The 25,970-nt window shown below is 70.3% G+C and carries 23 protein-coding genes; 14 read left to right on the top strand and 9 right to left on the bottom strand.

What is annotated here, in order from left to right; all coding sequences use genetic code 11:
* Positions 1-68: 68 nt before the first annotated feature.
* Positions 69-563 carry a helix-turn-helix domain-containing protein gene (locus tag ACFORO_RS08115; RefSeq protein WP_449224224.1) on the bottom strand — a complete coding sequence of 165 codons (495 nt, stop codon included), beginning with the start codon at positions 561-563 and terminating at the stop codon, positions 69-71.
* 122 nt (positions 564-685) lie between these two features.
* Positions 686-1,477: a thioesterase family protein gene (locus ACFORO_RS08110; protein ID WP_377870617.1), complete on the bottom strand. Its 792-nt coding sequence runs from the start codon at positions 1,475-1,477 to the stop codon at positions 686-688.
* Between the two features lie 207 nt (positions 1,478-1,684).
* Here ACFORO_RS08110 and ACFORO_RS08105 point away from each other — a divergent pair, with 207 nt between their 5' ends.
* The 3 genes from ACFORO_RS08105 to ACFORO_RS08095 are packed head-to-tail and all read left to right on the top strand — an operon-like array spanning position 1,685 to position 3,747.
* Complete coding sequence (locus tag ACFORO_RS08105; protein WP_354744501.1) at positions 1,685-2,083, top strand: YciI family protein; 399 nt, start codon at positions 1,685-1,687, stop codon at positions 2,081-2,083.
* Positions 2,083-3,324: an RNA polymerase sigma factor gene (locus tag ACFORO_RS08100; protein WP_377870618.1), complete on the top strand. Its 1,242-nt coding sequence runs from the start codon at positions 2,083-2,085 to the stop codon at positions 3,322-3,324. The genes ACFORO_RS08105 and ACFORO_RS08100 overlap by 1 nt, the downstream gene beginning before the upstream one ends.
* Positions 3,325-3,354: 30 nt before the next feature.
* On the top strand, positions 3,355-3,747 hold the full coding sequence (locus ACFORO_RS08095; RefSeq protein ID WP_354744505.1) for an Imm1 family immunity protein: 393 nt from the start codon (positions 3,355-3,357) through the stop codon (positions 3,745-3,747).
* A gap of 20 nt (positions 3,748-3,767) precedes the next feature.
* On the opposite strand, the gene ACFORO_RS08090 is transcribed toward ACFORO_RS08095, so the two are convergent.
* On the bottom strand, positions 3,768-4,601 hold the full coding sequence (locus ACFORO_RS08090) for an SDR family oxidoreductase (protein ID WP_377870619.1): 834 nt from the start codon (positions 4,599-4,601) through the stop codon (positions 3,768-3,770).
* A gap of 174 nt (positions 4,602-4,775) precedes the next feature.
* Here ACFORO_RS08090 and ACFORO_RS08085 point away from each other — a divergent pair, with 174 nt between their 5' ends.
* Positions 4,776-5,987 carry a hypothetical protein gene (locus tag ACFORO_RS08085; protein WP_377870620.1) on the top strand — a complete coding sequence of 404 codons (1,212 nt, stop codon included), beginning with the start codon at positions 4,776-4,778 and terminating at the stop codon, positions 5,985-5,987.
* Positions 5,988-7,182: 1,195 nt separating this feature from the next.
* Positions 7,183-8,280 (top strand): MFS transporter, encoded by a 1,098-nt coding sequence (locus ACFORO_RS08080; protein ID WP_377870621.1) that lies wholly within the window; start codon positions 7,183-7,185, stop codon positions 8,278-8,280.
* A gap of 43 nt (positions 8,281-8,323) precedes the next feature.
* Here the strand turns inward: ACFORO_RS08080 and eno are convergent, their stop codons facing one another.
* Positions 8,324-9,598, bottom strand: coding sequence for a phosphopyruvate hydratase (gene eno, locus ACFORO_RS08075; protein WP_377870622.1), 1,275 nt, complete (start codon positions 9,596-9,598; stop codon positions 8,324-8,326).
* 293 nt (positions 9,599-9,891) lie between these two features.
* Here eno and ACFORO_RS08070 point away from each other — a divergent pair, with 293 nt between their 5' ends.
* Both ACFORO_RS08070 and ACFORO_RS08065 read left to right on the top strand, forming a co-directional pair.
* A complete protein-coding gene (locus ACFORO_RS08070; RefSeq protein ID WP_377870623.1) occupies positions 9,892-11,427 on the top strand; it encodes a purple acid phosphatase family protein in 1,536 nt (511 codons plus the stop codon).
* 153 nt (positions 11,428-11,580) lie between these two features.
* A complete protein-coding gene (locus tag ACFORO_RS08065) occupies positions 11,581-12,804 on the top strand; it encodes a cytochrome P450 family protein (RefSeq protein WP_377870624.1) in 1,224 nt (407 codons plus the stop codon).
* A gap of 103 nt (positions 12,805-12,907) precedes the next feature.
* Here ACFORO_RS08065 and ACFORO_RS08060 read toward each other — a convergent pair whose 3' ends face one another.
* Positions 12,908-14,002 carry a CaiB/BaiF CoA transferase family protein gene (locus ACFORO_RS08060; RefSeq protein WP_377870625.1) on the bottom strand — a complete coding sequence of 365 codons (1,095 nt, stop codon included), beginning with the start codon at positions 14,000-14,002 and terminating at the stop codon, positions 12,908-12,910.
* A gap of 209 nt (positions 14,003-14,211) precedes the next feature.
* Here ACFORO_RS08060 and ACFORO_RS08055 point away from each other — a divergent pair, with 209 nt between their 5' ends.
* Positions 14,212-14,652: an antitoxin gene (locus ACFORO_RS08055; RefSeq protein WP_377870626.1), complete on the top strand. Its 441-nt coding sequence runs from the start codon at positions 14,212-14,214 to the stop codon at positions 14,650-14,652.
* 584 nt (positions 14,653-15,236) lie between these two features.
* Here the strand turns inward: ACFORO_RS08055 and ACFORO_RS08050 are convergent.
* The 3 genes from ACFORO_RS08050 to ACFORO_RS08040 are packed head-to-tail and all read right to left on the bottom strand — an operon-like array spanning position 15,237 to position 17,403.
* The gene (locus ACFORO_RS08050; protein WP_377870627.1) at positions 15,237-15,866 is read right to left on the bottom strand and encodes a class I SAM-dependent DNA methyltransferase; all 630 of its coding nucleotides are present in this window, start codon (positions 15,864-15,866) and stop codon (positions 15,237-15,239) included.
* A 32-nt stretch (positions 15,867-15,898) separates the two neighbouring features.
* Complete coding sequence (locus ACFORO_RS08045; RefSeq protein ID WP_377870628.1) at positions 15,899-17,011, bottom strand: DUF1648 domain-containing protein; 1,113 nt, start codon at positions 17,009-17,011, stop codon at positions 15,899-15,901.
* Positions 17,008-17,403 carry a GntR family transcriptional regulator gene (locus ACFORO_RS08040; RefSeq protein ID WP_377870629.1) on the bottom strand — a complete coding sequence of 132 codons (396 nt, stop codon included), beginning with the start codon at positions 17,401-17,403 and terminating at the stop codon, positions 17,008-17,010. Before ACFORO_RS08040 ends, ACFORO_RS08045 begins: the two co-directional genes overlap by 4 nt.
* 57 nt (positions 17,404-17,460) lie before the next feature.
* Between ACFORO_RS08040 and ACFORO_RS08035 the strand changes: the two genes are divergently transcribed.
* Genes ACFORO_RS08035 through ACFORO_RS08025 form a run of 3 tightly spaced genes read left to right on the top strand, consistent with a single transcriptional unit; the run spans position 17,461 to position 19,471 of the window.
* Entirely contained in the window at positions 17,461-17,808 is a 348-nt protein-coding gene (locus ACFORO_RS08035) for a hypothetical protein (RefSeq protein WP_377870630.1), read from the top strand.
* Positions 17,805-18,686 (top strand): ABC transporter ATP-binding protein, encoded by an 882-nt coding sequence (locus tag ACFORO_RS08030; RefSeq protein ID WP_377870631.1) that lies wholly within the window; start codon positions 17,805-17,807, stop codon positions 18,684-18,686. The genes ACFORO_RS08035 and ACFORO_RS08030 overlap by 4 nt, the downstream gene beginning before the upstream one ends.
* Positions 18,683-19,471, top strand: a complete 789-nt coding sequence (locus ACFORO_RS08025; RefSeq protein WP_377870632.1) for an ABC transporter permease — start codon at positions 18,683-18,685, stop codon at positions 19,469-19,471. Before ACFORO_RS08030 ends, ACFORO_RS08025 begins: the two co-directional genes overlap by 4 nt.
* Here ACFORO_RS08025 and ACFORO_RS08020 read toward each other — a convergent pair.
* Entirely contained in the window at positions 19,464-20,348 is an 885-nt protein-coding gene (locus ACFORO_RS08020; protein WP_377870633.1) for an ornithine cyclodeaminase family protein, read from the bottom strand. The genes ACFORO_RS08025 and ACFORO_RS08020 overlap by 8 nt on opposite strands.
* Before the next feature lie 92 nt (positions 20,349-20,440).
* Here ACFORO_RS08020 and ACFORO_RS08015 point away from each other — a divergent pair, with 92 nt between their 5' ends.
* From ACFORO_RS08015 to ACFORO_RS08005, 3 genes are all read left to right on the top strand, one after another.
* On the top strand, positions 20,441-21,079 hold the full coding sequence (locus ACFORO_RS08015) for a GntR family transcriptional regulator (protein WP_377870634.1): 639 nt from the start codon (positions 20,441-20,443) through the stop codon (positions 21,077-21,079).
* Positions 21,076-22,299 carry an MFS transporter gene (locus ACFORO_RS08010; protein WP_377870635.1) on the top strand — a complete coding sequence of 408 codons (1,224 nt, stop codon included), beginning with the start codon at positions 21,076-21,078 and terminating at the stop codon, positions 22,297-22,299. Before ACFORO_RS08015 ends, ACFORO_RS08010 begins: the two co-directional genes overlap by 4 nt.
* A gap of 244 nt (positions 22,300-22,543) precedes the next feature.
* Positions 22,544-25,921, top strand: coding sequence for a S8 family serine peptidase (locus ACFORO_RS08005; RefSeq protein WP_377870636.1), 3,378 nt, complete (start codon positions 22,544-22,546; stop codon positions 25,919-25,921).
* Positions 25,922-25,970 lie beyond the last annotated feature (49 nt).

Below are 25,970 nucleotides of genomic sequence, written 5' to 3'. Positions count from 1 at the left end.
TCCACTAGAATAAAAGAAGAAACCATCCGTGGCTTACACGGAAATCATGACAGGGTCCGCCTGGGTTTTCACCCTCGCCCCTGATCCCTCAAGGCCCGCAATTTTTCCAGGTAGGCCACCTTCGCCGACAACAGCTGGTTCTCCGCGCGCAACCGCTCCAGCTCGCCCGGCCCGCCCGGGTCGACAGGCTTGGCCGGTCGGCCTTTCCGCTTGGGCCGCAACGCGTCCTCGCCGTCGCGCCGATACGCCCGCGCCCACGACTCGACCAGCTTGGGCGAGGACAGGTCGTGCTCGCGCGCCAGCTCGAGCGCGGTCGCCTCCCCGCCGACATAGCGGGCCACGACCCCGAGCTTGAACTCGAACGCGAACGACCGCCGGTCCGGTTTGTTCATCAGCGCCCCCGCGCTCCGCAGCGTCCAACGATCACGCAAGCGTTGCACCGCCGTCGCCGACACGCCCAACCGGGCCGCGACCGCCTTGCGACCGTGCCCGGCCTCGAACAACGCCACAGCAGCCTCCCGCTGCCCCTCAGACAACGAACTGCACGAATACAACCAACACACTCCCCGCAAGCCGGAACTCGATTCCCAGTCCAACTCCCGGGGAGCAGTTCAGTCCCCTCAGGGTTCCCCTCACGACCTCCGACTGTCCGTGAAGGGGCCCTTCACGGACCAACCCGCGTGGCTCAGCCGATCCGGATTCCGGCCAGCTGTGTACCTTGCGCGACCAGCCTCCCGGCGCTGTCCCACACGTGGCAGGACTCGTCGACCCGCCCGTCGCCGATGAGGTGGGCGCGGTGCAGCACCCGCACCGGGCCGGGAGCCGGATGCGCCCGCACATACGCGGTCAGTTCGAGCGTCGGAACCCAGCCGGAAGGCGCGACATCGAGGGTCGCCGGCGGCAGGGCGTCGACCGCGAACAGGAGGCTGACCGGGTCGAACGGCTCGTCGCCGGGCAGCGCGAGCAGGGCGCGCAGTTCGCCGCGGCCGCTGGGCCCGTCGGCGAGCGGCCGGTCGAAGTACACGTCGATCTCGTCGCGGATCGCGATCGGGATGCCGGACGACAGCACGTCCGGGCCCCACGGCTCCTCCGGGAACGGCCCGAACGTCGGCTGCGGCACGCCGTCCTGCCAGAACGGCTCGGCCTCGCCGAGGACACCCAGCGTCAGCAGGGCCTCGACCTGCGGCACGCCGTCCTTGAGCAGCCGTCCGCGCAACTGGGTCGCGGTCCGGCCGGTGCGCAGCACCTCGACCTCGATCTCCGCCGGGCCCGGTTCGGGCGAACGCAGGTAGTGCGCGCTGGCGGCGAGCACGTCCGGGTGCCCGGAAACGACGGTCGCGGCGCGGGCGATCGTGGCCAGCAGGTAGCCGCCGTTCGGGCGGCCGCCGATGGTCCACGCCGGGCTGAGATCGACGCTGAACTCGGTGTCGCCGCGCTGCTTGACCGCGGACACCGCGGCGAAGGTCGTCGTGCTCACGGTTCCCTCCAGGTGAGTTGCTTCCCGCAACCTAACTGCTAGGCCGCCCGGGCGTCCCGGGCACTGAGACTCACCCCACCCCGTTTGCCCGCGTTCCGGAGATCCGCCCGGCAAGATGTCCCCGGTGCGTGTCGAGGACGGCGCGCGGGTTCCGTTCCCTTGGTGAGCCCGCCCGGAAGCGGCGAGCCGGACGCTGGAGGAAACGTTATGCCGAAGTACATGCTGCTGCAGACCTACGCCCAGGGCGAAGGCTGCGACATTGCGCTGCCGGAGTGGGCTCCGGAGGACATCCGCGCGCACATCCAGTTCCAGCACGTGCTCAACGCCGAGCTGACCGAGGCCGGGGAACTCGTCGAGGCGGAAGGCCTGGCCGGGCCGGAAGCGGCGAAGACCGTGGTGGCCGACGGCAAGGGCGGCGCGGTCGTCACCGACGGGCCGTTCCCGGAGGGCAAGGAACTGCTGGCCGGATACCGCGTGGTGGACGTCGAATCGGAGGCGCGGGCGCTGGAAATCGCGACCCGGGTTTCCGCCGCGCCGGGTCCGGAAGGCGCGCCGCTGCGGGTGCCGATCGAGGTGCGCCAGGTGATGAGCGCGCCGGAGGTGTGATGTCGCAGCCCGAGGTCGAGGACCTGGTGCGCACGCTCGCGCCCCAGGTCCTCGCCGTCCTCGTGCGCCGGTCCGGCGATTTCGGCGCGGCCGAAGACGCGACGCAGGAAGCTCTCCTCGCCGCGGTGCAGCACTGGCCGGAAGAGGGGATCCCGGAGAATCCGCGCGGCTGGCTGCTGCAAACCGCCAGCCGCCGGATCATCGACAGCTTCCGCAGCGACCAGGCCCGGCGGCGGCGCGAGGACACGGTCGCCGCCGAGCCGCGGGCCGCCGACGTGCCGGATCGCGACGACACGCTGACGCTGCTGTTCCTGTGCGCGCACCCGTCGCTGACCTCGGCGTCAGCGATCGCGTTGACGTTGCGGGCCGTCGGCGGCCTGACGACCGCGGAGATCGCCAGCGCGTTCCTCGTGCCGGAAACCACGATGGCGCAACGGATCAGCCGGGCGAAGGCGAAAATCAAGAAGTCCGGCCTGGCGTTCCGGATGCCCTCCGCCGACGAGCGGCAGGCGTCGCTGCGGTCCGTGCTGCACGTGCTGTACCTCGTGTTCAACGAGGGATACACGAGCAGCGGGGGACGCCGCCTGCACCGCACCGAACTGTCCGCCGAGGCGATCCGGCTCGCTCGGCTGCTGCACGCCGCGCTGCCGGACGACGGCGAAGCGGCCGGACTGCTCGCGCTGATGCTGCTCACCGACGCCCGCCGGCCGGCCCGCACCGGACCGGACGGCGACCTCATCCCGCTCGCCGACCAGGACCGGGCGCAGTGGGACCGTTCGCTAATCCGGGAAGGCGTCGCGCTGGTCACCGCCGCGTTGACCCGCGACGGCATCGGCGAATACCGGCTGCAGGCCGCGATCGCCGCGACGCACGACATCGCACTGCGGGCTGAAGACACCGATTGGCCGCGCGTGCTCACGCTGTACACGCGGCTCGAAGCGCTGACCGCCAACCCCGTCGTAACGCTCAACCGCGCGATCGCGACTGCGATGGTGCACGGGCCGGACGCCGGGCTCGCGATGCTGGCCGGGCTCGACGACCGGCTCCCCGGCCACCACCGCCTCGCCGCCGCCCGCGCGCACCTGCTGGAACTGGCCGGTCAACGAGAGGAAGCGATCCGCCACTACACCGCGGCCGCCGCCCGCACCGGAAACACCGCCGAGCAGCGCTATCTGACCCTGCGCGCGGCCCGGCTCCGCGCCGGCCATTCCACAAGTCGCTCGCCGATCGGCACCGAGTAGTATCAGGACACTTCACGAGCGGAGCGCACCATGGCGAGCATCGAAGACGCCCGTCGCCGGACCGGGTACGACGTCACCGAGACGGCCGCCGACGACGTGCTCTCCGCCCTGCGCGCCGCCGAACCGCCCGTGCCGGACGCCGGGGTCGTCTGGTGGCTGTACGCGGGCCGGAAGCCGCGGACCCCGTACCTGGTCGCCGGCCTGCGCGGCACGCGGGGAAGCCTGGCGTGGCACGAAAACGGCGAGACATACCTGCCCGCGGACGGCTCCGGCGAGGATCCCGTCGACTACTTCAGTCTTCAGGGCGCGCACTTCCCGCAGCCGTCCGGGAGCGAGGTTTCCGCCGAGGAAGTGCTGCGCGCGGTGCGGGACCTGTGCGAATCCCAGACGCGGCCCGCCGCGGTTTCCTGGAAGCCCGCGTGACTTCTGTCCACATTGGACTATTACCGCGGGGCGAAATCGTCTTTGCGCGCCCGCGCCCACTCGCGGAATGACGTCGCGCGTCCCGCGAACCGTTCCACCGTGTTGTTCACCGGGGCCGCTCGGCCCACCGCCGCCTCCTCCACGTCCATCAGGTGCTCCAGTACCGCCTCCGGCATCCACTCCGGACGCCGTGCCAGCGCCTCGCTCCGCGTTTCGGTCACCACTTCGATCGAGCGACCCAATTCCTCCGCCAGGGTCTCGACGATCGCACGCTGCGTCATCGATTCCGGCCCAGTCAGCGCCAGCCGCCGCCCCGGATAGCTACGCTCCGTAAGCAGATTCGCGGCGACCGCGGCCACGTCCGCCTCGGCTGTCGGCGTGAACTGCGACTCCGGAGAGAAGAGCCGCACCGGCTCCCCCACGCGGATCGCCGCGCCCCAGTCGCGCCGGGTGTTGCCCATCAGCCAGCCCGGGTACAGCACCGTGAACGGCAGTCCGGACTCCGCCACCGCCGCCTCCGCGGGCAGATGCGCCCGCCGGATCGGATTGTCCGCGGCACCCTCGTAGACGTCCGGCGACGACAGCAGCACGACGTAGGACACGCCTGCTTTCTTCGCCGCCGCAAGGAAATTCACCGCCCCTCGTGCCCGGGTCGGATACAAAAAGATCGCCTCGACACCGCTCAGCGCGCCCTCGAATCCGGCCTCGGCCGTGAGATCCAGCGACACCGCGTCCGGCAGCTCCAGCACGGTCGCGTCACGCGCTGATCCACGCACCTCATGCCCGCCCTCGCGGAGCGCCCGGACGACCTCGCTCCCGACATTCCCGCGCGCCCCCGTCACCAGGATGGTCATCCACCACTCCCTTTGCCCCTAAATTAACTTTGTCACCAAAGCTAACTACGGTCACTCGCCGCTGTCAACCTCCCGCATTCGGTACACGACCGAGCGAGATCGTTGTATGGATCGTGTACGGATCCCTCCGACACTCCCGGCAGTTCGATTCGGACGAGTGAAGGGAGATCCGTCGTGGTCGGGAAAGTGATGCTCCGGCGCACGGTCGCCGCGCTGCTCGCCGCGGGGGCGGTCACCGCAGTCGCGACGCCCGTGAGCGCCGCCGAGGCCTCCGGCGCGTGGCGCGCCGATCTGTCCTCAGTGGACGGTGACGACGTCAACGTCGCCGCGTCCAGCGGCACGCTCACGCTGCGGGATCCCGCGTGGAGACCCGCCGACCAGGCCGCCGGCAGCGAGGGCTACCTGCTCTCCGCCGAACGACGCCTGCCCGCGCCGGTGAACCGGGTAGCCGCCGAAGTCTCCGCCGACGCCCCGCAAGGCACCTCGGTGGACGTCGACGTCCGCGGCCGCTCCGGCGCCGACGACTGGACGGAATGGACCCCCGCCGGCACCGCACTCCCCCGCGCGGTGAGCGTCGTGCAGACCAGGATCACGCTGTCCAGCACCACCGCCGCCCGCCCCACCGTGCGCGACGTCGAACTGACCGGCTCGCTGTCCCCGCAGGCGAACGCCGTCGCCGCGGCCACCCCGCTCACCTACACGATCTACGCCACCCGCGAAGGCCTCGCCGGCCACACCACCGCGAACGGCCACGTCATCGCGAGCAACGACCACTTCGTCGCGCTGCCTTCCGGGAAAGCCTTGTCGCCCAAGGGAACCGGCAACTACACCGTGCGAGTGTGCAAGACGGACAACAGCCGCTGCGAATACGCGCCGGTCTGGGACGTCGGCCCGTGGAACACCAAGGACGACTACTGGAACCCGTCCTCGGTGCGCGCGGAGTACAAGGACCTGCCGCAGGGCCAGCCCGAGGCCTACGCCGCCTACCACAACGGCTACAACGGCGGCCGGGACGATCTCGGGTACAAAGTCGGCAACCCCGCGGGCATCGACCTGGCCGACGGCACGTTCAGTTCGGGCGTCGGCCTTGGCGACAACGGAAACGTGAAGGTCACCTACCTGTGGACGGGCTCCGCCGCCGCGAGCGGTCTGGTGCAGACGGCGGGCGACCCGGTGAACGTGCGGTCGGGCGCGCACACGTCCTCGTCGGTGAAGGGCCTGGCGGCGAACTACGCCAAGGTGAACATCGAGTGCTACGTCAACGGGGACAGCGTGACCGGGAAGTTCGGGACGAGCAAGATCTGGGACCGCATCGGGCCCGGCCACTACATCTCGGACACGTACGTGAAGACCGGTTCGGACGGTCCTGTCGCGCCGCTCTGCTGAGGCTTGGGGGTTGCCGGTGCGGGCCTTGGGGGTTCCGCACCGGCTTCCTTCGCTGGCGTGTTCGGCCGACGGGTTCCTTTCGATGCCTGATTCCGGCTGCCACCCGGGTCTCCTTCCGAGTGGGCACCGCCGAAACCCGCGACTTTTTCTGTCGGGCCGATCTGCGCACGCACCTCATTTCCTCACCGCCGCCCCGTTCTCCCGCGGTCGCGCCGCCGAATTCCGCTTCCCTGAGCCGTTCTTCGCCAGTCGCCCGGCCCGAATGCGAGTCCCCTGTTAACTCCCGCCGCCGCACTGCTTCTTCCGCGACTTTGCTCGCGATGCCTTTGCCCGAGCCGTGTTTGCCCAGCTACTCCCTTCAGCCGCCGCGGGGGTCCGGATCCGGGCCCCCGCGGTTTCCACCCCAGTGCTGAGCCGCGCACCCGCGCGGCATCGCCAGCCGGGCGTATCGCACGCGACTTCCTGAGTGCGGCACGGTAAAGTCTGGGATATGACGTCGCCGGAGGCCAACAGACGGTAGCCGCCCAGCCGCAACGCTGGGCGGCGGAGTGACGGGTGCCGGGGTTCGCTCCCGGGCCGGGCTGACCGGCGGAAGCTTCACCACAGACACCGCGCAGTCGACCGTGCCTCGAACAGTTTCTCGTGCGCGATTGCACCGGTTCTGACCGGCGTCTATGCGCATGGCAGTCGCACCGTGCACGAGCGACCGCGCCAACGGCAACGTTGGGCCACAACAATGCGGAACCTGCGCACGGCCACGTCATGGTGAAGTCTCTGACGCCCCAGGCAAAGCGTGCCGGTAGCGGACGCGTCACGGCGAAGCCGCAGCGTCGCTGGCGAAGCATGCTCGCCATAGTGGTGTCGCTGGGCTAAAAGCGCCGCGGCACGACAAAGCCTGCGCACAGCGACCGGCGTATTCACTGCACCGGTGCCATTCGGCGCAGCCGCGTCGAGGGTGAATCCGATCGTCGCCGCAGCACCGCTGGCGAAGCACGCTCGGCACCGCCGTGTTCGGTCGAAAGCCCAGCCACGCCGCGGCAAAGCCTGTCCGCGCAAGTGCGGCAAGCCAACCCACGGCTGACACACGCAGGCACAAGCCAACGCGCAGCTGCCGCACGCCCACCGCGCCTCACTCCGCCCGCGAAACCGTCCCATTCCCTGGCGTCCGCAGACGCCACCAGCCAGGAGCCGAGTCTTGCCTCCCATCCTTTTCCTCCTCGCCAGCGCGGTCTTCGCACAAGGCACGTCCGAGTTCGTCCTCTCCGGGCTGCTCCCCCAGATCGCCGCCGACACCGGCGTTTCCCTCGGCACGGCCGGGCTGCTGACGTCCCTCTTCGCGGCCGGAATGGTCGTCGGAGCACCCGTGCTCGCGATGCTCGGCAGCAAATTGCCGCGCAAGCTGGCCCTCCTCGCCTTCCTCGGGCTCTTCAGCGCAGCGCACGTCACGGCCGCCCTCACGACCGACTTCCCGCTCCTCCTCGTCACCCGCGCCGTCGCGGCGTTCGCCAACGCCGGGTTTCTCGCGGTGGCACTCGCGTCTCTGCCCGCGCTCGTCCCGTCGGACACCGTCGGGCGGGCGACTTCCGTGCTTCTGTCCGGCGTCACGCTCGCGTGCATCGTCGGTGTTCCGGCCGGGACGGTGCTCGGGCAGTACGCCGGGTGGCAGGCCGCGTTCTGGGCCATCGCCGCGATCACCGCGGTGGCTGCCGCGGCACTGGCGACGACCTCGTTCGACGACCCGCCAGCGACAAGCCCGGTGTATCGCGAGTGGCGGGTCCTGGCCCAGCCTCGCGTCGTAACGACCGTGGTCAAGGGGATTCTCGTCAACGGCGGGACGTTCGCCGCCTTCACTTACCTCGGCACGATGTCCCCGTCAACGGCGTGGGTTCCGGTCGTGCTGGCGGTGTTCGGAGTGGGGTCGTTCGTCGGCGTCACGGTCGCCGGCAAGGCGGGGCCGAAGATTCTCAAAGCGGGCGCGGCAGTGCTGACCGTCGTGTGGGTGGCGGCGTTTTTCGCGGCGCAGAGTCTTCCGGGGCTTCTGACAGCCGCGTTGCTCACGGGGGCGACAGCGTTCGGCGTCGGGTCCGCCCTGATCGCCAAAATTGTCACTACTGCCAGCGAGGAAGCGCCCCGGGTGGCTGGGGCGATCGCGACTACGGCGTTCAACCTCGGCGCAGTGGTCGGGCCTGCGGTGGCGGGGGCCGTAGTGGTGGACGCGGCGCATGCGCGGGCGGCGTTCTGGGTGAGTGCGGCCTTCACCGCCGCAGCGATGGTTTTCCGGGTGAAGAAGTAGAGAAAGGCGGCCCGGGCAAGGAAAAAGCCCGGGCCGCCCAAGCTCAGCGGAGCGTGTCCCAGCCCGCGTAGCGAGCCTCGGTGCCCAGCTCCTCCTCGATGCGGATCAGCTGGTTGTACTTGGCCGTCCGGTCGGACCGCGACAGCGAGCCCGTCTTGATCTGGCCGCAGCCGGTCGCCACCGCGAGGTCGGCGATGGTGGTGTCCTCGGTCTCGCCCGAACGGTGCGACATGACCGCCGAGTAGCCCGCCTTGTGCGCGGTGTCGACCGCGGACAGCGTCTCGGTCAGGGTGCCGATCTGGTTGACCTTGATGAGGATCGAGTTGGCGATGCCGCGCTTGATGCCGTCGCGCAGGATCTCGACGTTCGTGCAGAACAGGTCGTCGCCGACGAGCTGGACGCGGTCGCCGATGCCGTCGGTCAGCTGCTTCCAGCCGGCGTAGTCGTCCTGGGCAAGGCCGTCCTCGATCGAGACGATCGGGAACCGCTCGGTCAGCTCGGTGAGGTACGCGACGTGTTCCTCGATGCTGCGCTTGCGGCCCTCGCCGGTGTAGTCGTAGACGCCGTCGCGGTAGAACTCCGACGCCGCCGGGTCCAGCAGCAGCGCGATGTCCTTGCCCGGCTCGTACCCGGTCTTCTCGATCGCGCGGACCACGAACTCGAGCGCCTCGTCGGCCGACCCCAGCTGCGGCGCGAAGCCGCCCTCGTCGCCGACATTCGTGTTGTGCCCCGCCTCGTGCAGCGATTTCCGCAGCGTGTGGAACACCTCCGAGCCCATCCGCACGGCCTCGGCGAACGTCTCCGCGCCGACCGGGCCGATCATGAACTCCTGGAAGTCGATCGGGTTGTCCGCGTGCGCGCCGCCGTTGATGATGTTCATCATCGGCATCGGCAGCAGGTGCGCGTACACCCCGCCGACGTACCGGTACAGCGGCAGCGTGTTCGCCGCGGCGGCCGCCTTCGCCACCGCCAGCGAGACCCCGAGCGTCGCGTTCGCGCCGAGGCGGGCCTTGTTCTCGGTGCCGTCGAGGGCGATCAGGGCGCGGTCGACGTCGGCCTGCGCCTCGGCCTCCATGCCGGTCACGGCATCGGCGATCTCGCCGTTCACCGCGTCGACCGCCTTGCGCACGCCCTTGCCGTGGAACCGCTTCGCGTCGCCGTCCCGCAGCTCGACGGCCTCGCGCGTGCCGGTGGAGGCCCCGGACGGCACGGCCGCCCTGCCCACCGACCCGTCCGCCAGCACCACGTCGACCTCGACCGTCGGGTTGCCCCGGCTGTCGAGCACCTCACGGCCCCGGACCCGGACGATGCCTGTCATAACGCTCCTCGGAGGTTCGAGCCGAAGCACTCGCGCACGCTCCGTGAAGCGCTCCGGCAGCAACGCGGCACCACGGCGAGCCGCACGTCACCACGGAGGCTAGCAGAACTGTTCTGAATCGATCCGGGAAAGCCGGGACACTCCACTTAGGACTTTCCGGAAACCGTTTCCCGGCAAAGGGAACGAACCGGAACGCGGCGCGAAGACACTTCACGCGCCGGACGCCCGCCGTTCATCGACGGGCCGCGCGGCCAGCATAGCTTCGCTTCCGCCTGGAGCCGGAGGAGGCCGTCATGTCCAACACCGTCAGCCGTCGAGGAGCATTGGGTCTCATGGGTGCGAGCGCTGCCGTACCACTGCTCGGCACTGGTACGGCGAGCGCCGCCGCCCTTGCGCCAACCCCCGGCGGTGGCGCGACACCGGTGCAGGGTTTGCATCTCACGTTCGGCCGCGATCCCGCGCGGCAGATGGTGGTCTCGTGGCTCACCGACGGCCCGGTCCGCCGTCCCCGCGTCCTCTACGGCACGCTCGACGACGGCTTCGGCTCGTACGCGCCCGCGGTCACCCGCACCTACCTCGACGGCGCTTCCAACCGCACCGTCTGGGTGCACCACGCCGAGATCAACCGCCTGTGCCCGAACACCGAGTACCTCTACGTCGCCCAGCACGACGGCGCGACGCCCGACGCCGGCACGTTCCGCACCGCGCCCGGCGGGAGGTCCGCGTTCACCTTCACCAGCTTCGGCGACCAGTCCGCGCCGCAGGTCACCTGGGATCTCAAGGGCGCGCCCGCGCTCGACTTCTTCTCGACCCCGGCCACGAAGGACATCGTCACCGGCATCGAGACCGTCGCGCCGCTGTTCCACCTGCTCAACGGCGACCTCTGCTACGCCAACCTCGACGTCGACCGCGTGCGCACCTGGAACAATTTCTTCACCAACAACACCCGCTCGGCGCGGTACCGGCCGTGGATGCCCGCCGCGGGCAACCACGAGATCGAGAAGCGCAACGGCGCGATCGGGATGGACGCTTACCAGGCGTACTTCCAGCTGCCCTCCACCGAAACCGACCCGGAGCTCGCCGGGCTCTGGTACGGCTTCACCGTCGGCTCGGTGCGGGTGATCGTGCTGCAGAACGACGACAACTGCCTGCAGGACGGCGGCGACGTCTACGTCAACGGCTACTCCGGCGGACGGCAGCTCGCCTGGCTGGAGAAGGAACTGGCCGCGGCGCGGGCGTCGCGCGACGTGGACTGGATCGTCGTCGCGATGCACCAGGTCATGATCAGCACGTCCGACGCGAACGGCGCCGACCTGGGCCTGCGCGAGAAGTACGGCCCGCTGTTCGACCGCTACGGCGTCGACCTGGTGCTGTGCGGGCACGAGCACGACTACGAGCGTTCCCTCGCCGTGCACGGCGTCGTCGCGGAAAGCGAGACGCTCACGCCGAATCCGGTGTCCGACGCGACCGACAACATCGACGCCACGCACGGCACCGTGCACATGATTCTCGGCGGAGGCGGCGTCTCCGGCACCACCAACGGCAGTTTCTTCAAGGACGGCACCGGAAAGGTGCTGACCGCCGTCGCCGACAAACGGGATCCGGCCACGGGCAAGCGGAAACCGACCTACGTGCGCGAAAAAGCTGTGTGGAGCGCGGTCCGCGACCTCGACCACCCCTACGGGTTCGCCGCGTTCACCGTGGACCCCGGGCATCGTCCGGGCGGCACGACGACCATGCACGTCACCTATTACAACGTGAACAAACCGACCGGCGAGCTGTCGGTGTTCGAACGGTTCTCGCTGCACCGCAAGCGCGCCGACGGCTGACGTCAACCCCTTCCCCGGCCTGGTCCGGACCACCCCTCAAGCCGGACAGAACGATCCTTAGCCGCGCTACGCTTGCCGCGGACCCGGTGGCCGCAACGGACACCTCCCCCATCGTCAGTCCATTGTGGACTATCGGGCCGCGAGGAGCGCCCCATGGATCACGCCGTCACCCCTTTCGTGCTGGACCCGGCGGCGCCGGACGTCCACGGCGAGGGCGCCCGGCTTCGCGCACGCGGACCGCTGACCGTGGTCGAACTGCCCGGCGGCGTGCTCGCCTGGTCGGTCACCAGCCTGCCGCTGCTGCGCAGCCTGCTCGCCGACCCGCGCGTGTCGAAGGACGCCCGGCGGCACTGGCCCGCCTACCGCGACGGCGAGATCACCTCCGAGTGGTCGCTGAACATCTGGGTCTCGGTGCAGAACATGTTCACCGCCTACGGCGACGAACACCGCAGGCTGCGCTCGCTGGTGTCGAAGGCTTTCGCGCCCGGCCGGATCGCCGCGCTGCGCCCCGTGGTCGCCGAAATCGTCGACGGCCTGCTCGCCGGTCTCGAAGCCGGACCGGCGGAAACCGACCTGCGCGACCGGTACTGCTACCGGCTGCCGATCGAGGTGATCTGCCGGCTGGTCGGCGTCCCCGAGCAAGCGCGGCCGGGCCTGCGCACCGCGGTGGCCGGGATCTTCGCGACGTCGGCGACCTCGGAAGAAGCGACCGCGAACGTCGAACTGCTGTACGGGATTCTCGCCGACCTCGTCTCCCAGCGGCGCGCCGAGCCCGGTGACGACCTCGCCACCGCGCTCATCACCGCCCGCGACTCCGACGGCTCCCGGCTGAGCGAAGCGGAACTGGTGGACACGCTGATCCTGGTGATCACCGCCGGGCACGAGACGACGGTCAACCTGCTCGACCAGGCCGTGACCGCGCTGCTGACGCATCCCGCGCAGCTGCGTGCGGTGCTGGACGGAACGCGCACTTGGTCCGACGTCGTGGACGAGACTTTGCGCTGGCAGGCACCGCTTTCGCACCTGCCGCTGCGGTTCGCGCGGGAGGACATCGAGGTCGAGGGCACGACGATCCACGCGGGCGACCCGATCCTCGCGTCGTTAGGCCCCGCCGGACGCGACGAAAACCACCACGGGCCGGACGCGAACGAGTTCGACCTGTCCCGGAAGGACAAGTCGGCGCTCGCGTTCGGGCACGGCGTGCACTATTGCCTCGGCGCACAGCTCGCCCGGATGGAAGCGGAGCTCGGGCTGCCCGCGTTGTTCGAGCGCTTCCCGGACTTGGCGCTGGCAGTGGCCGGGGAGAAGCTGGAGCCGGTGCCGTCGTTCATCACCAACGGGCACGTGACGCTGCCGGTGCGGCTCAGGCGCTCGTGACTCTTCTGCTGCGCCACGGCCTCCCCGCGCCAGCGCGCCTGTCCCGCGCGGGTATGCGTCGGGGGTCGTGAGTGCGCATCCGGGTTCTCACCGGCAGCGCCGCTCACGACTCCCAGTCGGCCAGCACCTCTTCCGTGTGCGAGCCCGGGACCGGCGGCGGCGAAGGCACATCCGTTGTGCTGCGCGAAAACCGCGGCGCCGGAGCGGGCTGGACGATGCCGTCCACCGTGATCAGGCCTGACCGTGCGGCGATGTGCGGATGCTTGGGCGCCTCGTCGGGCGCGAGGACCGGCGTGACGCACGCGTCGGTGCCGTCAAAGACCTCGGCCCATTCGTCGCGGGTCCGGCTGAGGAAGGCGCGGGTGAAGGTGGCGCGGAGCGTGGGCCAGCCGTCGCGGTCGAGCTGCGGCGGCAGGTCTTCCGCAGCGAGGCCGAGGCCGTTCAGGAGAGCCGCGTAGAACTGCGGTTCGAGCGAACCGACGGCGACGTAACGGCCGTCCGCGCAGACGTACGTGTCGTAGAACGGCGCGCCGCCGTCCAGGAGGTTCGTGCCGCGCTCGTCGGACCACGAACCCAGGCCGCGCAAGGCCCACATCATCTGGGACAGCACGTTCGCGCCGTCGACCATCGCCGCGTCCACGACCTGGCCGCGCCCGGTCCGGCCGCATTCCCACAGCGCCGCGAGCACGCCCGCGATCAGGAACATCGAGCCGCCGCCGAAATCGCCGACCAGGTTGAGCGGCGGCACCGGCCGTTCGCCCGCGCGGCCGATCGCGTGCAGCACGCCGGTGAGGCCGAGGTAGTTGATGTCGTGGCCGGCGCGCTGGGCGAGCGGGCCCTCCTGGCCCCAGCCGGTCATCCGGCCGTAGACGAGGCGGGGATTGCCCGCGAAACAGTCGTCCGGGCCGACGCCGAGCCGTTCGGCGACGCCCGGGCGCAGACCCTCGATCAGCACGTCCGCCTTCGCCGCGAGCCGCAGCACGAGGTCGCGGCCTTCGGGGGTCTTGAGGTCCGCCGCGACCGAGCGGCGGCCGCGCAGCAGCGGGTCCGGCTTGCCGCCGCTGAGGTCGAGCGAGCCGGAGGGCCGTTCCACCCGGACGACGTCCGCGCCCAGGTCGGCGAGCACCATGCAAGCGTGCGGCCCCGGCCCGATCCCGGCCAGTTCGACGACTTTCAGCCCGCTCAACGGTCCCGCCACATGTCCTCCTCGGCTCCGGTGCCCCTGCCGCGGCGACCCTACCGGCCGGTCCGGCCCGCGTCCGGGCGTGTGGGGTAACCCACCCGTGCCCCGACCCGGGCAGAACCGGCGCCGCACCTCACCCGAACCGGGGACTGGCGTCTCGCCGCCGCGTCAGCCGGGTACCCGGCTGGTATCCATGTGTCACGAATAGATCAAGGAGGATTTCGATGAGCTTTTTCGACCAGGCCAAGGACAAGATCCAGGAATTCGCGGGCAACAACCAGGACAAGGTCGGCGAGGGCATCGACAAGGCCGCCGAATTCGCCGACGAGAAAACCGGCGGCAACCACGGCGACCAGATCCGCCAGGGCGCGGACAAGCTGAAGGAAAACTTCGGCGGCGGCCAGCGAGGCGGCCAGGAACAAGGCGGCGGGCAGCCCCAGGGCGGCTTCGACCAGGGCGGTCAGCAGGGTCAGCAAGGCGGCCAGCAGGGCGGTTTCGGCCAGGGCGGCCACGAGCAGGGCGGCCAGCAAGGCGGTTTTCAGCAGGGCGGCCAGCAGCAGGGCTTCGAACAGGGCGGCCAGCAGGGCGGTTACGGACAGGGCGAACAGGGCGGCTACGAGCAAGGCGGTCAGCAGGGCGAGCAGCAGTGGGGAAACCAGCAGTAGCAAGGACTGTTCCGGCCTGAGTCCCCGTGCCGGGCGCGTCCGCCGGACAGCCGCGGCGAGCGAACGGCGCACGCGGCAACCGCGGTCAGCCGCGGAAATCGTTGGCAGCAAAGGAAGAAAGCCAGCCGGGAACCTCAGGCCGGACGTTGCGGACCAGCCGCACGAACGGTAGCCACAGGCAGTCCGCCGGTCGGTCGCGGCGAGCGACCCGCGCTCTCCAGGCACCACGGCAAGCTACCGTGCGAATCGACCACCCTGGACAGCCCGCGGGCCGGGAGCGGCAAACGAACAACGCGAGTCAGGAGCCGCAGCAAACGATCCGCGCGAACCGACCGTTGCGGCCGACACGCGAATCGGCTGAGGCGAGCGAACCGCGCTGATCCAGGAATCGCCAGGTCGCAGCGGAGATTTATTAGTCTGGCCAGAGAACCGGCCGCACAGAGCGGACGGGGCGGCATTTTCCGCGCGGTTTCCGGCGTGTTCACCCGGCCGCGCGGAAATGCCGCCCCGTTTTCGTGCGCGGGACGCGAGCCGCTGAATTTATTTCACGCCCCCGTTGACCCGGCGCGCTTTTCCCGGCTCGCTCAACCGGGTTTGCGGGCCGAGATCAGCAGGTGTTCCTCCGGTTCCGCTCCCGGCTTGCCGGGCGCGAACCTCTCCGCCCTGGTTCCGGTCACCTCGAACCCGGCCGCGCGCACCCGGTCGGCCAGTGCGTCCGCCGAGAAGCTCGTGACCCGGATCGAGTGGCCGAGGAACTCGATCGGCACGTCCTCGATGTCGGCGGGCACCGTCACCAGCGCGAACCTTCCGCCCGGGGCGAGCCAGCCCGCGATCCGGCCGAGGACCTGCTCCGTCTCGGCCCTCGACAGCTGCACGAACGAGAAGAACGCGCACACCGCGTCCCACGTCCCCGGCGCGGTTTCCCATTCCCGCACGTCAGCCCGCACGAACTCGGCCCCGGGCACCTGTTCGCGCGCGATCCGCAGCATCTCTCCGGACACATCGATCCCGGTCACCCGGTGTCCGGCGGCAGCCAGCTCCGCAGCAGCGGGACGGCCGGTCCCGCTGCCGATGTCGAGCACCCGCGCGGACGGCGGCAGCACCTCGATCAGCTCGCGTACGGCCGCGTCCACCACGGGTCGGTGGCCGAACGCCTCCTCGTACCTGGTGCCGATCGCGTCGAACAGCTCCGCGGTGGTCAGCTCTTCGGACATCCCGGTCTCCCCTCGCCGTCGAAGGAACCAGGCTAGCGGCCACGGGAAGGCAGTTCGACGACGCCGAATCCGGCCAGCGCGACCACCGCCGCGAGTGCGGCGAGGATCGCCCAGCTGATCGGGTGGCCGAGGTTGAGCGTCCAGGCGACGCCCGCACGCCGGTGCACGAGAAGAGCCGGGTCGCCGCGGTTGACGTAGACCTGGCCCGCCAGGTGCCAGTACCGGTCGTCGTCGCGCTGTACGCGGCTGGAATCCTCTTCTTCAGACGGCAGCCGATGCCCGGCGTCGCCGACCCGGAACGTGAAGGCCACCCACGCAACCAAAGCGACGGCGAGCGGAAGGTAGCTGACGACAGTCACGCCGGTCGTGGCCGGGACGATCTCCCATACTTCCAGCGACGCCACCAGCAGGCTCGCGGTCACGCACCCGGCGGTGCCGAACAACAGCCGCAGCACGCCGGCGAGGTAAACCCGGTACCGGGCCGCCGAGGCAGCGGGCTGCGCGGCGTCGAGTTCCGGGCGGGCGCGCGGGAGGGCGATCCCCAACAAGCCGACGAGAACGGTGATCAGCAGCTGCGCGATGACGGTCGCGAAGGCGTGGCCGACCGTCGTCTCGCTGCGCCGGGCGACGTCGACGATCACTCCGTTCGGCGTCGGCAAGGTCGCGGGCAGCTCGCCGTATCGCCAGGCCCCGATCGCCGCCGTGATCCCGAACAGCACCGCCGCAGGTGCCAGGAAAATCCACTGTGGACGGACGGGGTCGGTGCGCAGGGAGGTATCGGTCGCGACTGCCTGGCGGGTGCCGGAATACCAGTCGCCGGAGCGTTTCGCGGCAGCGACCGTGCGGTGCGCGAGGTAGCCGAGGCCGCAGCAAGCAGCCGCGAGTACCGGCACCGCGAACGCGGCCGCCGATTCCCAGCGCAGTCCGGCCGAGGCGAACGCGACCAGGACGAACGCGAACGTGCCGGCCACCAGCACTCCGCGCGCGTAACGATGGTGCGCGCGGACGATCGCCGATTCGGCGATGCGCGCGGCCGGCACCCGTACGCCGAACGGAAGCGTCGGCCGCGTCAGCGCGGGCATCGCCCAGAACACGGTGGCCAGCAGGGCGATCACCGCAAGATCCAGCAAAACCGACGACGTCACGACGACGCCTTCGCACGGAAAGACTCGAGCACCGAGCCGCAGCGAGCGGTCACCTCGTCCGCGTCCAGCCCGAGCGCGACAGCCTCCGCCAGCAGCGTGCGGAGCCGTTCCTGCCATTCGTCGGCGAACCCGGATTCGGCGGGACCGGACCGGGCGTCGCGGCGGATCACCGCGCCGCTCTTGCGGTTGATGCGGATCAGGCCCTGCGCGCGGAGCAGGTCGTAGGCCTTGTTCACGGTGTGGAAGTTGATGCCGAGGTCGGCGCCGAGCTGCCGGGTGGACGGCAGCGCGTCGCCCTCGGCGAGGTCGCCCTCGGCGATCGCCTCCACGATCCGGTCGCGGATCTGCAGGTAGATCGGAGCCTCGCTGTCGAGATCCAGAGTCAGCAGCACCCGTCCAGGATATCTGCTATACATCTAATAGAACAGATAACGCAGGGGGTGGTGGCGATGGCGACGGCCGAGATCGTCGGCGACGGGCTCCGGGTGCGGTTCGCCCGCTGGGAGCGGTTCGCGGTGCGGCGCGAAGAAATCACGTTCCCGCTGGCCAGGGTCCAGACGGCCGAACTGGTCGGGAATCCGCTGGCCCGCACGCGCGGCGGCCGGATCGGGATGCTGGTCAGCGGGGTGTTCAAGGTCGGGGTGTGGGGGCTGGGGACCGGGACGCGCCAGCTGGTTTCGGCGCGCAGGCGCGGCCCGGCGCTGCGGATCGTCCTGGACGGCGGGAAGTTCGACGAACTGCTCCTCAGCCTGCCCGACGCGGCCGCGTTGGCCGACGCGATCAAGGCCCGCGCATGACCATCGCCGTCGCGAACCTGACCAAGCGGTTCGGCACGACCCCGGCAGTCACCGATCTGACGTTTTCCGCCGCTCCCGGGGAAATCACCGGTTTCCTCGGGACGAACGGATCCGGCAAGACCACCACGATGCGGATGCTGCTCGGCTTGGTTCGGCCGAGCGCCGGAACCGCGACGATCGAAGGCGTCCGGTACGCCGAGCTGCCGCATCCGGTCCGTACCGTCGGCGCCGTGCTCGACGGAGCGGACCCGCATCCGTCCTGCTCCGCGCGCGAGCACCTCCGCGTCTACGCCGCGATGGCCCGGTTGCCGCGCCGACGCGTCGACGAGGTCTTGGAGCAGCTGGAGATGACCGACTTCGCGGGGCGGCCGTCGCGCGGCTATTCCACTGGCATGCGGCGACGGCTCAGCCTCGCGACCGCGTTGCTCGGCGACCCGCGGGTGCTGGTGCTCGACGAACCCGGCAACGGACTGGACCCGCAGGGCATGGCGTGGCTGCGCGACCTGCTCACCGGGTTCGCCGCGAGCGGTCGCACCGTGCTCGTCTCCAGTCACGTGCTCAGCGAACTGGAGCAGATCGCCGGGCAGGTCGTGGTCATTCGCGACGGCCGCCTCGTCGCCGCCGGGGCGCTCGCGGAACTGTCCGGCGCGACCGCGTCCACCGCGCTCGTCCGCTCCCCCGACACCGACGGCCTCGCTCGAGCATTGGACGGAACCGCCGAGCGGATCGCGCCGGATCTCCTTCGCGTCACCGGTCTCAGCACCGCCGAGATCGCGGACCGGGCGGCCGCGGCCGGGCTGCGGATCCACGAGCTGACTCCGGAAAAGCCCGGCCTGGAACAGGTTTTCCTCGCCCTCACCTCGGGAGAGCGCCGATGATCGCCGCGGAACTGCGCCGGCTGCGCTCCACCCGGCTGTGGCTGTGGGCGTTCGTCACCGCCGCGGTGTGCGGCGGCGGCCTGGTCGGGCTGATCGGCTTGATCGGCCCGCAGCACGTCCAGCCGCCGATGCCCGGTCTCGACACCGCCGCCGGGGTGCGGAACGTGCTCGGCATGGCGACCGTGACGGTGCTGTTCCCCGCCGTCTTCGGCACTGTCGCGATGACGTCGGAATACCGGCACCGCACGATCTCCGTCACGTTCCTTTTCGCCCCGCGCCGCTGGCGGATCCTCACCGCGAAACTCGCGGCGTTCGCCGTCGGAGGTCTCTGCTACGGCGTCGTCACCGCGTCGGCCGCCGGGCTCGCGCTTTACGGAAGCGCCGCTTTCCATGGCGTGACAGTCGGTCTCGCGCCAGCTACCGTCGCCGAGCTTCTCCTCCGGATGGCCGCCGCGATGGCGATCTATACCGTGTTGGGCGTCGGAATCGGGGCGCTGCTGCGAAATCAGATCGCAGCGCTAGCTGTCGTGATCGGCTATCTGTACGTGGCCGAAATCGCGCTTCTCGCCATTCCCGGCGTGAACACGATCTACCCGTACCTGCCCGGTGGCGCGACCGCCGCGCTCACCGAATTCGGCTACCTCACCGACGCGCTGGCACAGCAGACCGGCCACGCGGGCGGGCAACTGCTGCCCACCGCGGGCGGCGCGCTCGTTCTCCTCGGGTACGCACTGGTCGCGGCCGGGCTGGCGGTCGCGTTCCCGCTGCGCCGGGACGTCACCTGACAGCTTCGTAGGCGGCCGCGGCGACCACCAAATCCTCCCAAGCCATCCCGACACTCTTGAACAGCCGTGGCCCCGAAGGCACCGCATGCCCCTGAGCCAGCGCTGCGAGCGGGACAAGATCATCCGCGGCGAGGGCACCGGATTCCAGTGCCAGCACCACATCCCCGGCCTCGCGGGTAGCCGCGCCGATTCCTTCGACGACCACTGTGGACCGTCCGATCAGGACATCGTCGACTTCCCGCGCTTCCGGTTCATGCGAACCGACGGCGACCACGGTGGCGTGTTCCGGGACTTTCGCGCCGTCGAAGACCGGGGTCCGCGACGAGGTGCAGCACACGACCAGATCGGCCGACGCCACGTCGTCCGGCGTTCCGACCCGCGCGAACGGGTACTGCTCGGCAAACGCTTGCGTCCGCTCGGGATTCCGCCCGACGACCACCACCTCCCGCACCGGCCGGACCGCCCGGAAAGCCTCGATGTGGCTCTCCGCCTGCGGGCCGGTCCCGAACACCACCAGGCGTTCCGCGTCCGGCACGGCAAGCAGGTCCGCCGCCACCGCGGAGACGGCCGCCGTGCGCACCGAGGTGAGCGCGACGCCGTCCAGGAGCGCCATCGGCGTGAGCGTCGGGCCGTCCATCAGCAGGTAGTGGCCTTGGATCCGCGGCAGGCCCCGCGCCGGGTTGTCCGGCGCGACGGACGCGACCTTGACCCCGGCGTAGCGGTCCCAGAACGCGGGCATGAGCAGGAACTGCCCGGTGGGCACGGGGACGACGGACCGCGGCGGGTCCTGGTCGGGGTCCAGGCCCGCGGCGAGCGCCGCGCGGACCGCATCGACGGCTTGCTGGACAGTCGGCCGGGCATCGAGGAGCAATCGCACTCCCGGAGCATGGCACAGGCCACCGACAGAACGTTGAGCCGCAGGTCACAACGCCTTAGATACAAGCTGGGATGCATGTTAGCGTCGAGCGCGTGACCGCTGTGAAACCCGCCGCCGACCGCGCCTACGAGCTCACCAAGGAACTGGTGCTCACCGGCGAGCTGCCCGGCGGGCACCTGTTCAGCGAGGGCGAGATCGCCGAGCGCCTCGGGGTCAGCCGGACTCCGGTGCGCGAGGCGTTCCTGCGGCTGCAGGTCGAAGGACTGCTCAACCTCATCCCGAAGCGCGGCGCGATCGTCGTGCCGATCACGCCCGGCGAGGCCGAAGACGTACTCGAAGCCCGCGAGGCCGTCGAGAGCGCAGCGGTACACCGGCTGGGCCGCCGTCCGGACCTGATCCCGGACGCGCTCAAGCAACTGCGCGCGGTGCTGGAAACCCAGCGCAGGCACGCGGACGCGGGCGACGTGCCCGCGTTCGCCGAGGCCGACGAGCTGTTCCACCGCACGATCGTCGCGGCAGGCGGCAATGCCCTGCTGCTCACCTTCTACACCACCCTCGCCGACCGCCAGCGCCGGATGAACGTCCACGCGCTCGCGCCGATCCCGGCCCGCCTGCCGCAGGTCGTCGGCGAGCACGAAGAGCTCCTGAACATCATCGCGGAGGCCGGGACGAAGGCCGACACCTTCGCCCCCGCCCTGCGAGCACACCTGGATTCGGTGCACCGTCGATGACTACTACCGCTGATCGCGCTCCTCTGCCCGGAACGCCCGAAACAACCACCCGCCCGGCCTGGTTCCCCGCCGCCGCCGCGGTGTTCGCCGCCGGATGGGGCGGCAACCAGTTCACGCCGCTGCTCGTGATGTACCACGCCGCGGGCTACTCCGCGTTCACCGTCGACGCCTTGCTCGGCGCGTACGTCGTCGGCCTCGTGCCCGGACTGCTGCTGTCCGGCGGACTGTCCAATCGGTACGGTCGCCGTCCGGTGATGTTCGCCGGAACCGTGGTGTCGCTGCTGGCGAGCGTGCTGCTGGCGCTCGGCCCGCTCGGCGTCGCGTGGATCGCCGGCGGCCGGTTCCTCTCCGGCATCGCGGTCGCGGTCGCGATGGCCGTGGGGTCCACCTGGATCAAGGAACTCGCCGACGCCGACCCGTACACCGCGGCCGACACCGGCACCCGCCGCGCGGCACTGTGCCTCACGCTCGGGCTCGGCATCGGCCCCGGCGTCGCCGGAGTGCTCGCGCAGTGGGGCCCGTGGCCGATGGTCCTCCCCTACCTGGTCCACATCGGACTCGCGCTGGTCTCGCTGGCCGCGGTCACGCGCAGTCCGGAAACGCTTACCGTCCGGACTGATTCGGTCCGCGCCGCACTTCCCGTCGCCACGCGGCATCCGCGGTTCCGCCGCGTGATCCTGCCTGCGGCGCCGTGGATTTTCGGCTCCTGCGGGGTGGCGTACGCGATCCTGCCGCAGCTGGTCCAGCACCGGACCGGGTCGTGGGCGCTGGCCTACTCCACCTTGCTGACCGTGTGCGCGATCGGCGCGGGCGTCGGGATTCAGCCGATCGCCAAGCGAGTCGACCGCGCCACCAGCGCGCGGGCCGTGCTCACCGGAATGACGGTGCTGTGCGTCGGACTCGTCCTGAGCGTCTTCGCGGCTGCCCAGGAATCGCCGTGGATCGCACTCGGCGCGGCGGTCGTGCTGGGAACCGCTTACGGCATCGTCGTGGTGTCCGGACTGCTGGAATTGCAACGCCTCGCCCGGCCGGACGAAATCGCGGAACTCACCGGCGTGTACTACGCGCTGGCGTACATCGGATTCCTCCTGCCGTCACTTTTAGCGGCACTGAACGGAGTAGCGGGCTACCCGGTGCTGCTCGCCTGCGTGGCACTGGTCGCGATCGCGGGAACCCTTGTGGTGTCCCGACACTCGCGCCGGCACCTGCCCCAGGACTGACCCCGATTCCGGCAAACGGGACCGAATGCGCGACCGCGCGGAAATTCGGTCCCGTTTGCCGGATTTGTTTCCCACTATTGTCTCTTGTGGATCGTGAAGGACTCGGAAAGAGTTCTGACTGCCGGGAAAACGAGCGTGCGACAAGTGCGCCCGATTTCATCGGGGCCGGTAACTCACGAACCCTTCTAGCAGGAAGTGGGAACTGCACATGGGGCGTTCCTCGCGATCCGTTCGCGCCCTAGTCATGGCTGCGACCGGCAGTCTGGTGCTGGCCGGGGTCACCCAGCCGGCGCAGGCTGCCGGGCCAGCCGCGGCTACGGCCGACACGACGCCGCAATCGGTGATCGTCGTCCTCTCCGACCAGCTGCCCAGCGCGCCGCCCACCAAGGCGGCCTCGGACACTCGCCGCGCCAAAGCCACCCAAGAACAGGACTCGGTGCTGGCCAAGCTCGCTGGCTCGGCACCGGCCAAGGTCAAGCACTTCGCTCTGGGCAACGCGTTTTCCGCCACCGTCACGCCCGCGCAGGCCGCACAGCTCGCGCACGACCCGGCGGTCGCGCAGGTGCTGCCGGACAGCAAGGTGACGCTGCCGGACGCCAAGCCGAGCGCACCGGCCGCCGCGCCGAAGGCAGGCGGACCGGCCACGTCGCAGGCCTTGCCGAACGCGACCTGCCCGAGCGACCCGGCGAAACCGTTGCTGGAGCCCGAAGCGCTGACCTCGATCCGCGCGTACAGCACCACCGGCGGGAAGAGCGCGTCCGACCTGGCCAACGGGGCCGGGGTGAAGGTCGCGTTCCTCGCCGACAACATGGACCCGAACTACGCGGACTTCATCCGTCCCGACGGCAGCCACGTGTTCTCGGACTACCAGGACTTCTCCGGCGACGGTCCGAACACGACCGACGCCGGGGCCGAGGCCTTCGGCGACGCTTCGTCGATCGCCGCACAGGGCGTCGTGGTCCACGATCTCTCGAAGTTCGTGAACGAGAAGCACCCGCTCCCGGCGGGCTGCAATATCGTCGTCAAGGGCGTCGCGCCGGGCGCGAGCCTGGTCGGCCTGAACGTTTTCGGCAAGACCGCCACGAACTCCGCGGTGCTGCAGGCGATCGACTACGCGGTGACCGTCGACCACGTCGACGTGATCAACGAGTCGCTCGGCCTCAACCAGTACCCGGATTCCAGCTCCCGCAACCTGTTCCAGGTCTTCAACGACCAGGCCGTGGCCGCGGGCGTCACGGTGACCGCCTCCAGCGGCGACGCGGGCACCACGTCCACGATCGGCAGCCCCGCCACCGACCCGCTGGTGATCTCCACCGGCGCGACGACCGACAACCGGCTGTACGCGCAGACCGGCTACGCGGCTTTCCCGTTCTCCAACGGGAAATGGGTGAGCGACAACATCTCCGCGCTGTCGTCGTCGGGCATCACGCAGAACGGCCGCACCATCGACCTCGTCGCGCCCGGCGAGGGCAACTGGGCCGACTGCGCGCCGGCGTACTCGGAATGCCGCAACTTCACCACGGTCCCGCAGCCGACCGACCTCGAATCGTTCGGCGGCACCAGTGAATCCGCCCCGCTGACCGCGGGGGTCGCCGCGCTGGTGATCCAGAGCTACCGCAATGCGCACCACGGTGCGTCGCCGTCGCCCGCGCAGGTGAAGCAGATCATCACCAGCACCGCGCGCGACCTCAACCTCCCGGCCGACGAACAGGGCGCTGGCCTTCTCGACGCGCGCGCGGCGGTCGAGGCCGCGCTCACCGCTCCGGGCTCGACCGGGGCGCCGACGGGAGTCGCGTCGAACATCTCGCTGTCGGCCGACCAGCTGACGCTGGAAGGCGCGCCGGGCAGCACGCAGCAGGCGTCGGTGAACGTCACCAACTCGGGCACCAAGCCGCTGACGGTCAGCACCGGCACGCGGACGTTCTCCCCGATGGGCACGCAGGCGCAGACCACCGCGTTCGACTCGACGAAGCTGCCGACGTTCCCGTACTACAACGGCACGAACTGGGCGTACAAGAAGGTCACGTTCTCCGTGCCGAACGGCGCGCAGCGACTGCTCGCGCGGATGGCGTGGCAGGGCAGCCCGAAGTCGGTCAACGGCCAGTCGGTCACCCCGGTGGTGCGGCTGACGCTGCTCGCGCCGGACGGCACTTTCGTCGCCAACAGCCGTCCGCAGGGCGGGGCCGCCACGGCGAACTACGCCAATGTGGACGTCACGCGGCCGGTCGCGGGCACGTGGACCGCGGTCCTGTACTCGGCGTCCGGACCGGCCGGTTACACCGGTGACGTCCAGCTCGCGACCACCGCGCAGCGCGCCGTCCCGTACGGCCAGGTGTCGCCGCAGATCCTGGAGCTCAAGCCGGGCCAGACCAAGCCGGTGCACGTCTCGCTGCAGACCCCGGCGAGCGGCGGCGACGCGGACTACTCGATCACCTTCGGCAGCTCCGACGGCCACCAGACCTCCGTGTCGGCCGTGCTGCGCAGCCTGATCCCGACCAAGAACGGACCGGGCTCCTTCAGCGGCACGATCACCGGGGGCAACGCGCGTGCCCAGTCGCCCGCGCAGACCTTCTCCTACGAATTCGATGTGCCGCGCGGCAAGCGGGACCTCGACGTCGCGGTGAAGCTGCAGGACCCGGGCACGCTGCTCGACGGCGTCCTGGTCGACCCGAACGGCGAACTCGCCGACGTGAACAGCAACGCCTTCCTCACCTCGGCCACGACGGTGGGGCAGGGCACCGGGTTGCAGCTCGTCGACGCGAACCCGCTGCCGGGCCGCTGGCACCTGGTGCTCGTCGTGCAGAACCCGGTGACGGGCAAGCAGATCGACCAGCCGTTCACCGGAACCGTCGGCTTCGACCAGGTCTCGGCCAGCGCCCCCGCGCTGCCGCAGTCCGCGTCGCTCGCCGCGGGCAAGGCCGTGACCGTGCCGGTGACGGTGCGCAACACCGGAGTCGAGCCGATCGCCATCGGCGTCGACGCGCGCACGAACGCCCGGCAAACGCTGCAGCCGCAGCCGATCCAGGGTTCGACCGAGGTCAACCTGCCGGAACTGAACACGGACGCACCGGTGTACTCGATTCCGCCGGAGACGAGCAAGTTCACCGTCGCGACGTCCTCGACCGTGCCCGCGCAGGCGGAGATCCAGGGCTCGGCGGCGGGCATCGACGTGCTCGGCGACCTGAAGTCCGCGCAGAACGGCAGCACGGTGTCGGTCGCGACGATCGGCGAGAAGACCGGGTATGTCACCAAGGGCGTCTGGTTCGCCGACGTGCAGGAGATCGGCCCGTTCGGTCCGGAAGGCGCGCCTGCCGGGCATTCGAGCTACACGGCGTCGATCCAGACGGCGGGCTTCGACGGTTCGGTGACGTCGTCGACCGGCGACCCGTACGGCCAGTCGGTGGACCCGAACGGCACCGGCGGCACGCCGCAGCTGGTGAAGCCGGGCGAGACCGCGACCGTGCTGGTGACGATCACGCCGTCGGGCAACCGCGGCGACAAGGTGGCCGGGCACTTGAACATCGTGACCGTGCCTTCGCTGCCGACCGGCGCGACCGGTCTGCCGCAGGTCGGAACCGGTGAGGTGCTGACGACTCTGCCGTACAGCTACCGCATCGGCTGATTTCGCGTTCCGTGAGGGGAACCCTGAGGGACTCTGAGTCCCTCAGGGT

The sequence above is a fragment of the Amycolatopsis halotolerans genome, assembly GCF_042647905.1.
Taxonomy (GTDB): domain Bacteria; phylum Actinomycetota; class Actinomycetes; order Mycobacteriales; family Pseudonocardiaceae; genus Amycolatopsis; species Amycolatopsis halotolerans.
This window is presented reverse-complemented; position numbering and strand designations above follow the sequence as displayed.

Coding starts and splice junctions, on each gene's coding strand:
- ACFORO_RS08025 (WP_377870632.1), top strand. CDS start 18,683: ATGATCGCCGCGGAACTGCGCCGGCTGCGCTCCACCCGGCTGTGGCTG.
- ACFORO_RS08090 (WP_377870619.1), bottom strand. CDS start 4,601: ATGACCATCCTGGTGACGGGGGCGCGCGGGAATGTCGGGAGCGAGGTC.
- ACFORO_RS08035 (WP_377870630.1), top strand. CDS start 17,461: ATGGCGACGGCCGAGATCGTCGGCGACGGGCTCCGGGTGCGGTTCGCC.
- eno (WP_377870622.1), bottom strand. CDS start 9,598: ATGACAGGCATCGTCCGGGTCCGGGGCCGTGAGGTGCTCGACAGCCGG.
- ACFORO_RS08070 (WP_377870623.1), top strand. CDS start 9,892: ATGTCCAACACCGTCAGCCGTCGAGGAGCATTGGGTCTCATGGGTGCG.
- ACFORO_RS08095 (WP_354744505.1), top strand. CDS start 3,355: ATGGCGAGCATCGAAGACGCCCGTCGCCGGACCGGGTACGACGTCACC.
- ACFORO_RS08105 (WP_354744501.1), top strand. CDS start 1,685: ATGCCGAAGTACATGCTGCTGCAGACCTACGCCCAGGGCGAAGGCTGC.
- ACFORO_RS08005 (WP_377870636.1), top strand. CDS start 22,544: ATGGCTGCGACCGGCAGTCTGGTGCTGGCCGGGGTCACCCAGCCGGCG.
- ACFORO_RS08010 (WP_377870635.1), top strand. CDS start 21,076: ATGACTACTACCGCTGATCGCGCTCCTCTGCCCGGAACGCCCGAAACA.
- ACFORO_RS08055 (WP_377870626.1), top strand. CDS start 14,212: ATGAGCTTTTTCGACCAGGCCAAGGACAAGATCCAGGAATTCGCGGGC.
- ACFORO_RS08050 (WP_377870627.1), bottom strand. CDS start 15,866: ATGTCCGAAGAGCTGACCACCGCGGAGCTGTTCGACGCGATCGGCACC.
- ACFORO_RS08100 (WP_377870618.1), top strand. CDS start 2,083: ATGTCGCAGCCCGAGGTCGAGGACCTGGTGCGCACGCTCGCGCCCCAG.
- ACFORO_RS08065 (WP_377870624.1), top strand. CDS start 11,581: ATGGATCACGCCGTCACCCCTTTCGTGCTGGACCCGGCGGCGCCGGAC.
- ACFORO_RS08030 (WP_377870631.1), top strand. CDS start 17,805: ATGACCATCGCCGTCGCGAACCTGACCAAGCGGTTCGGCACGACCCCG.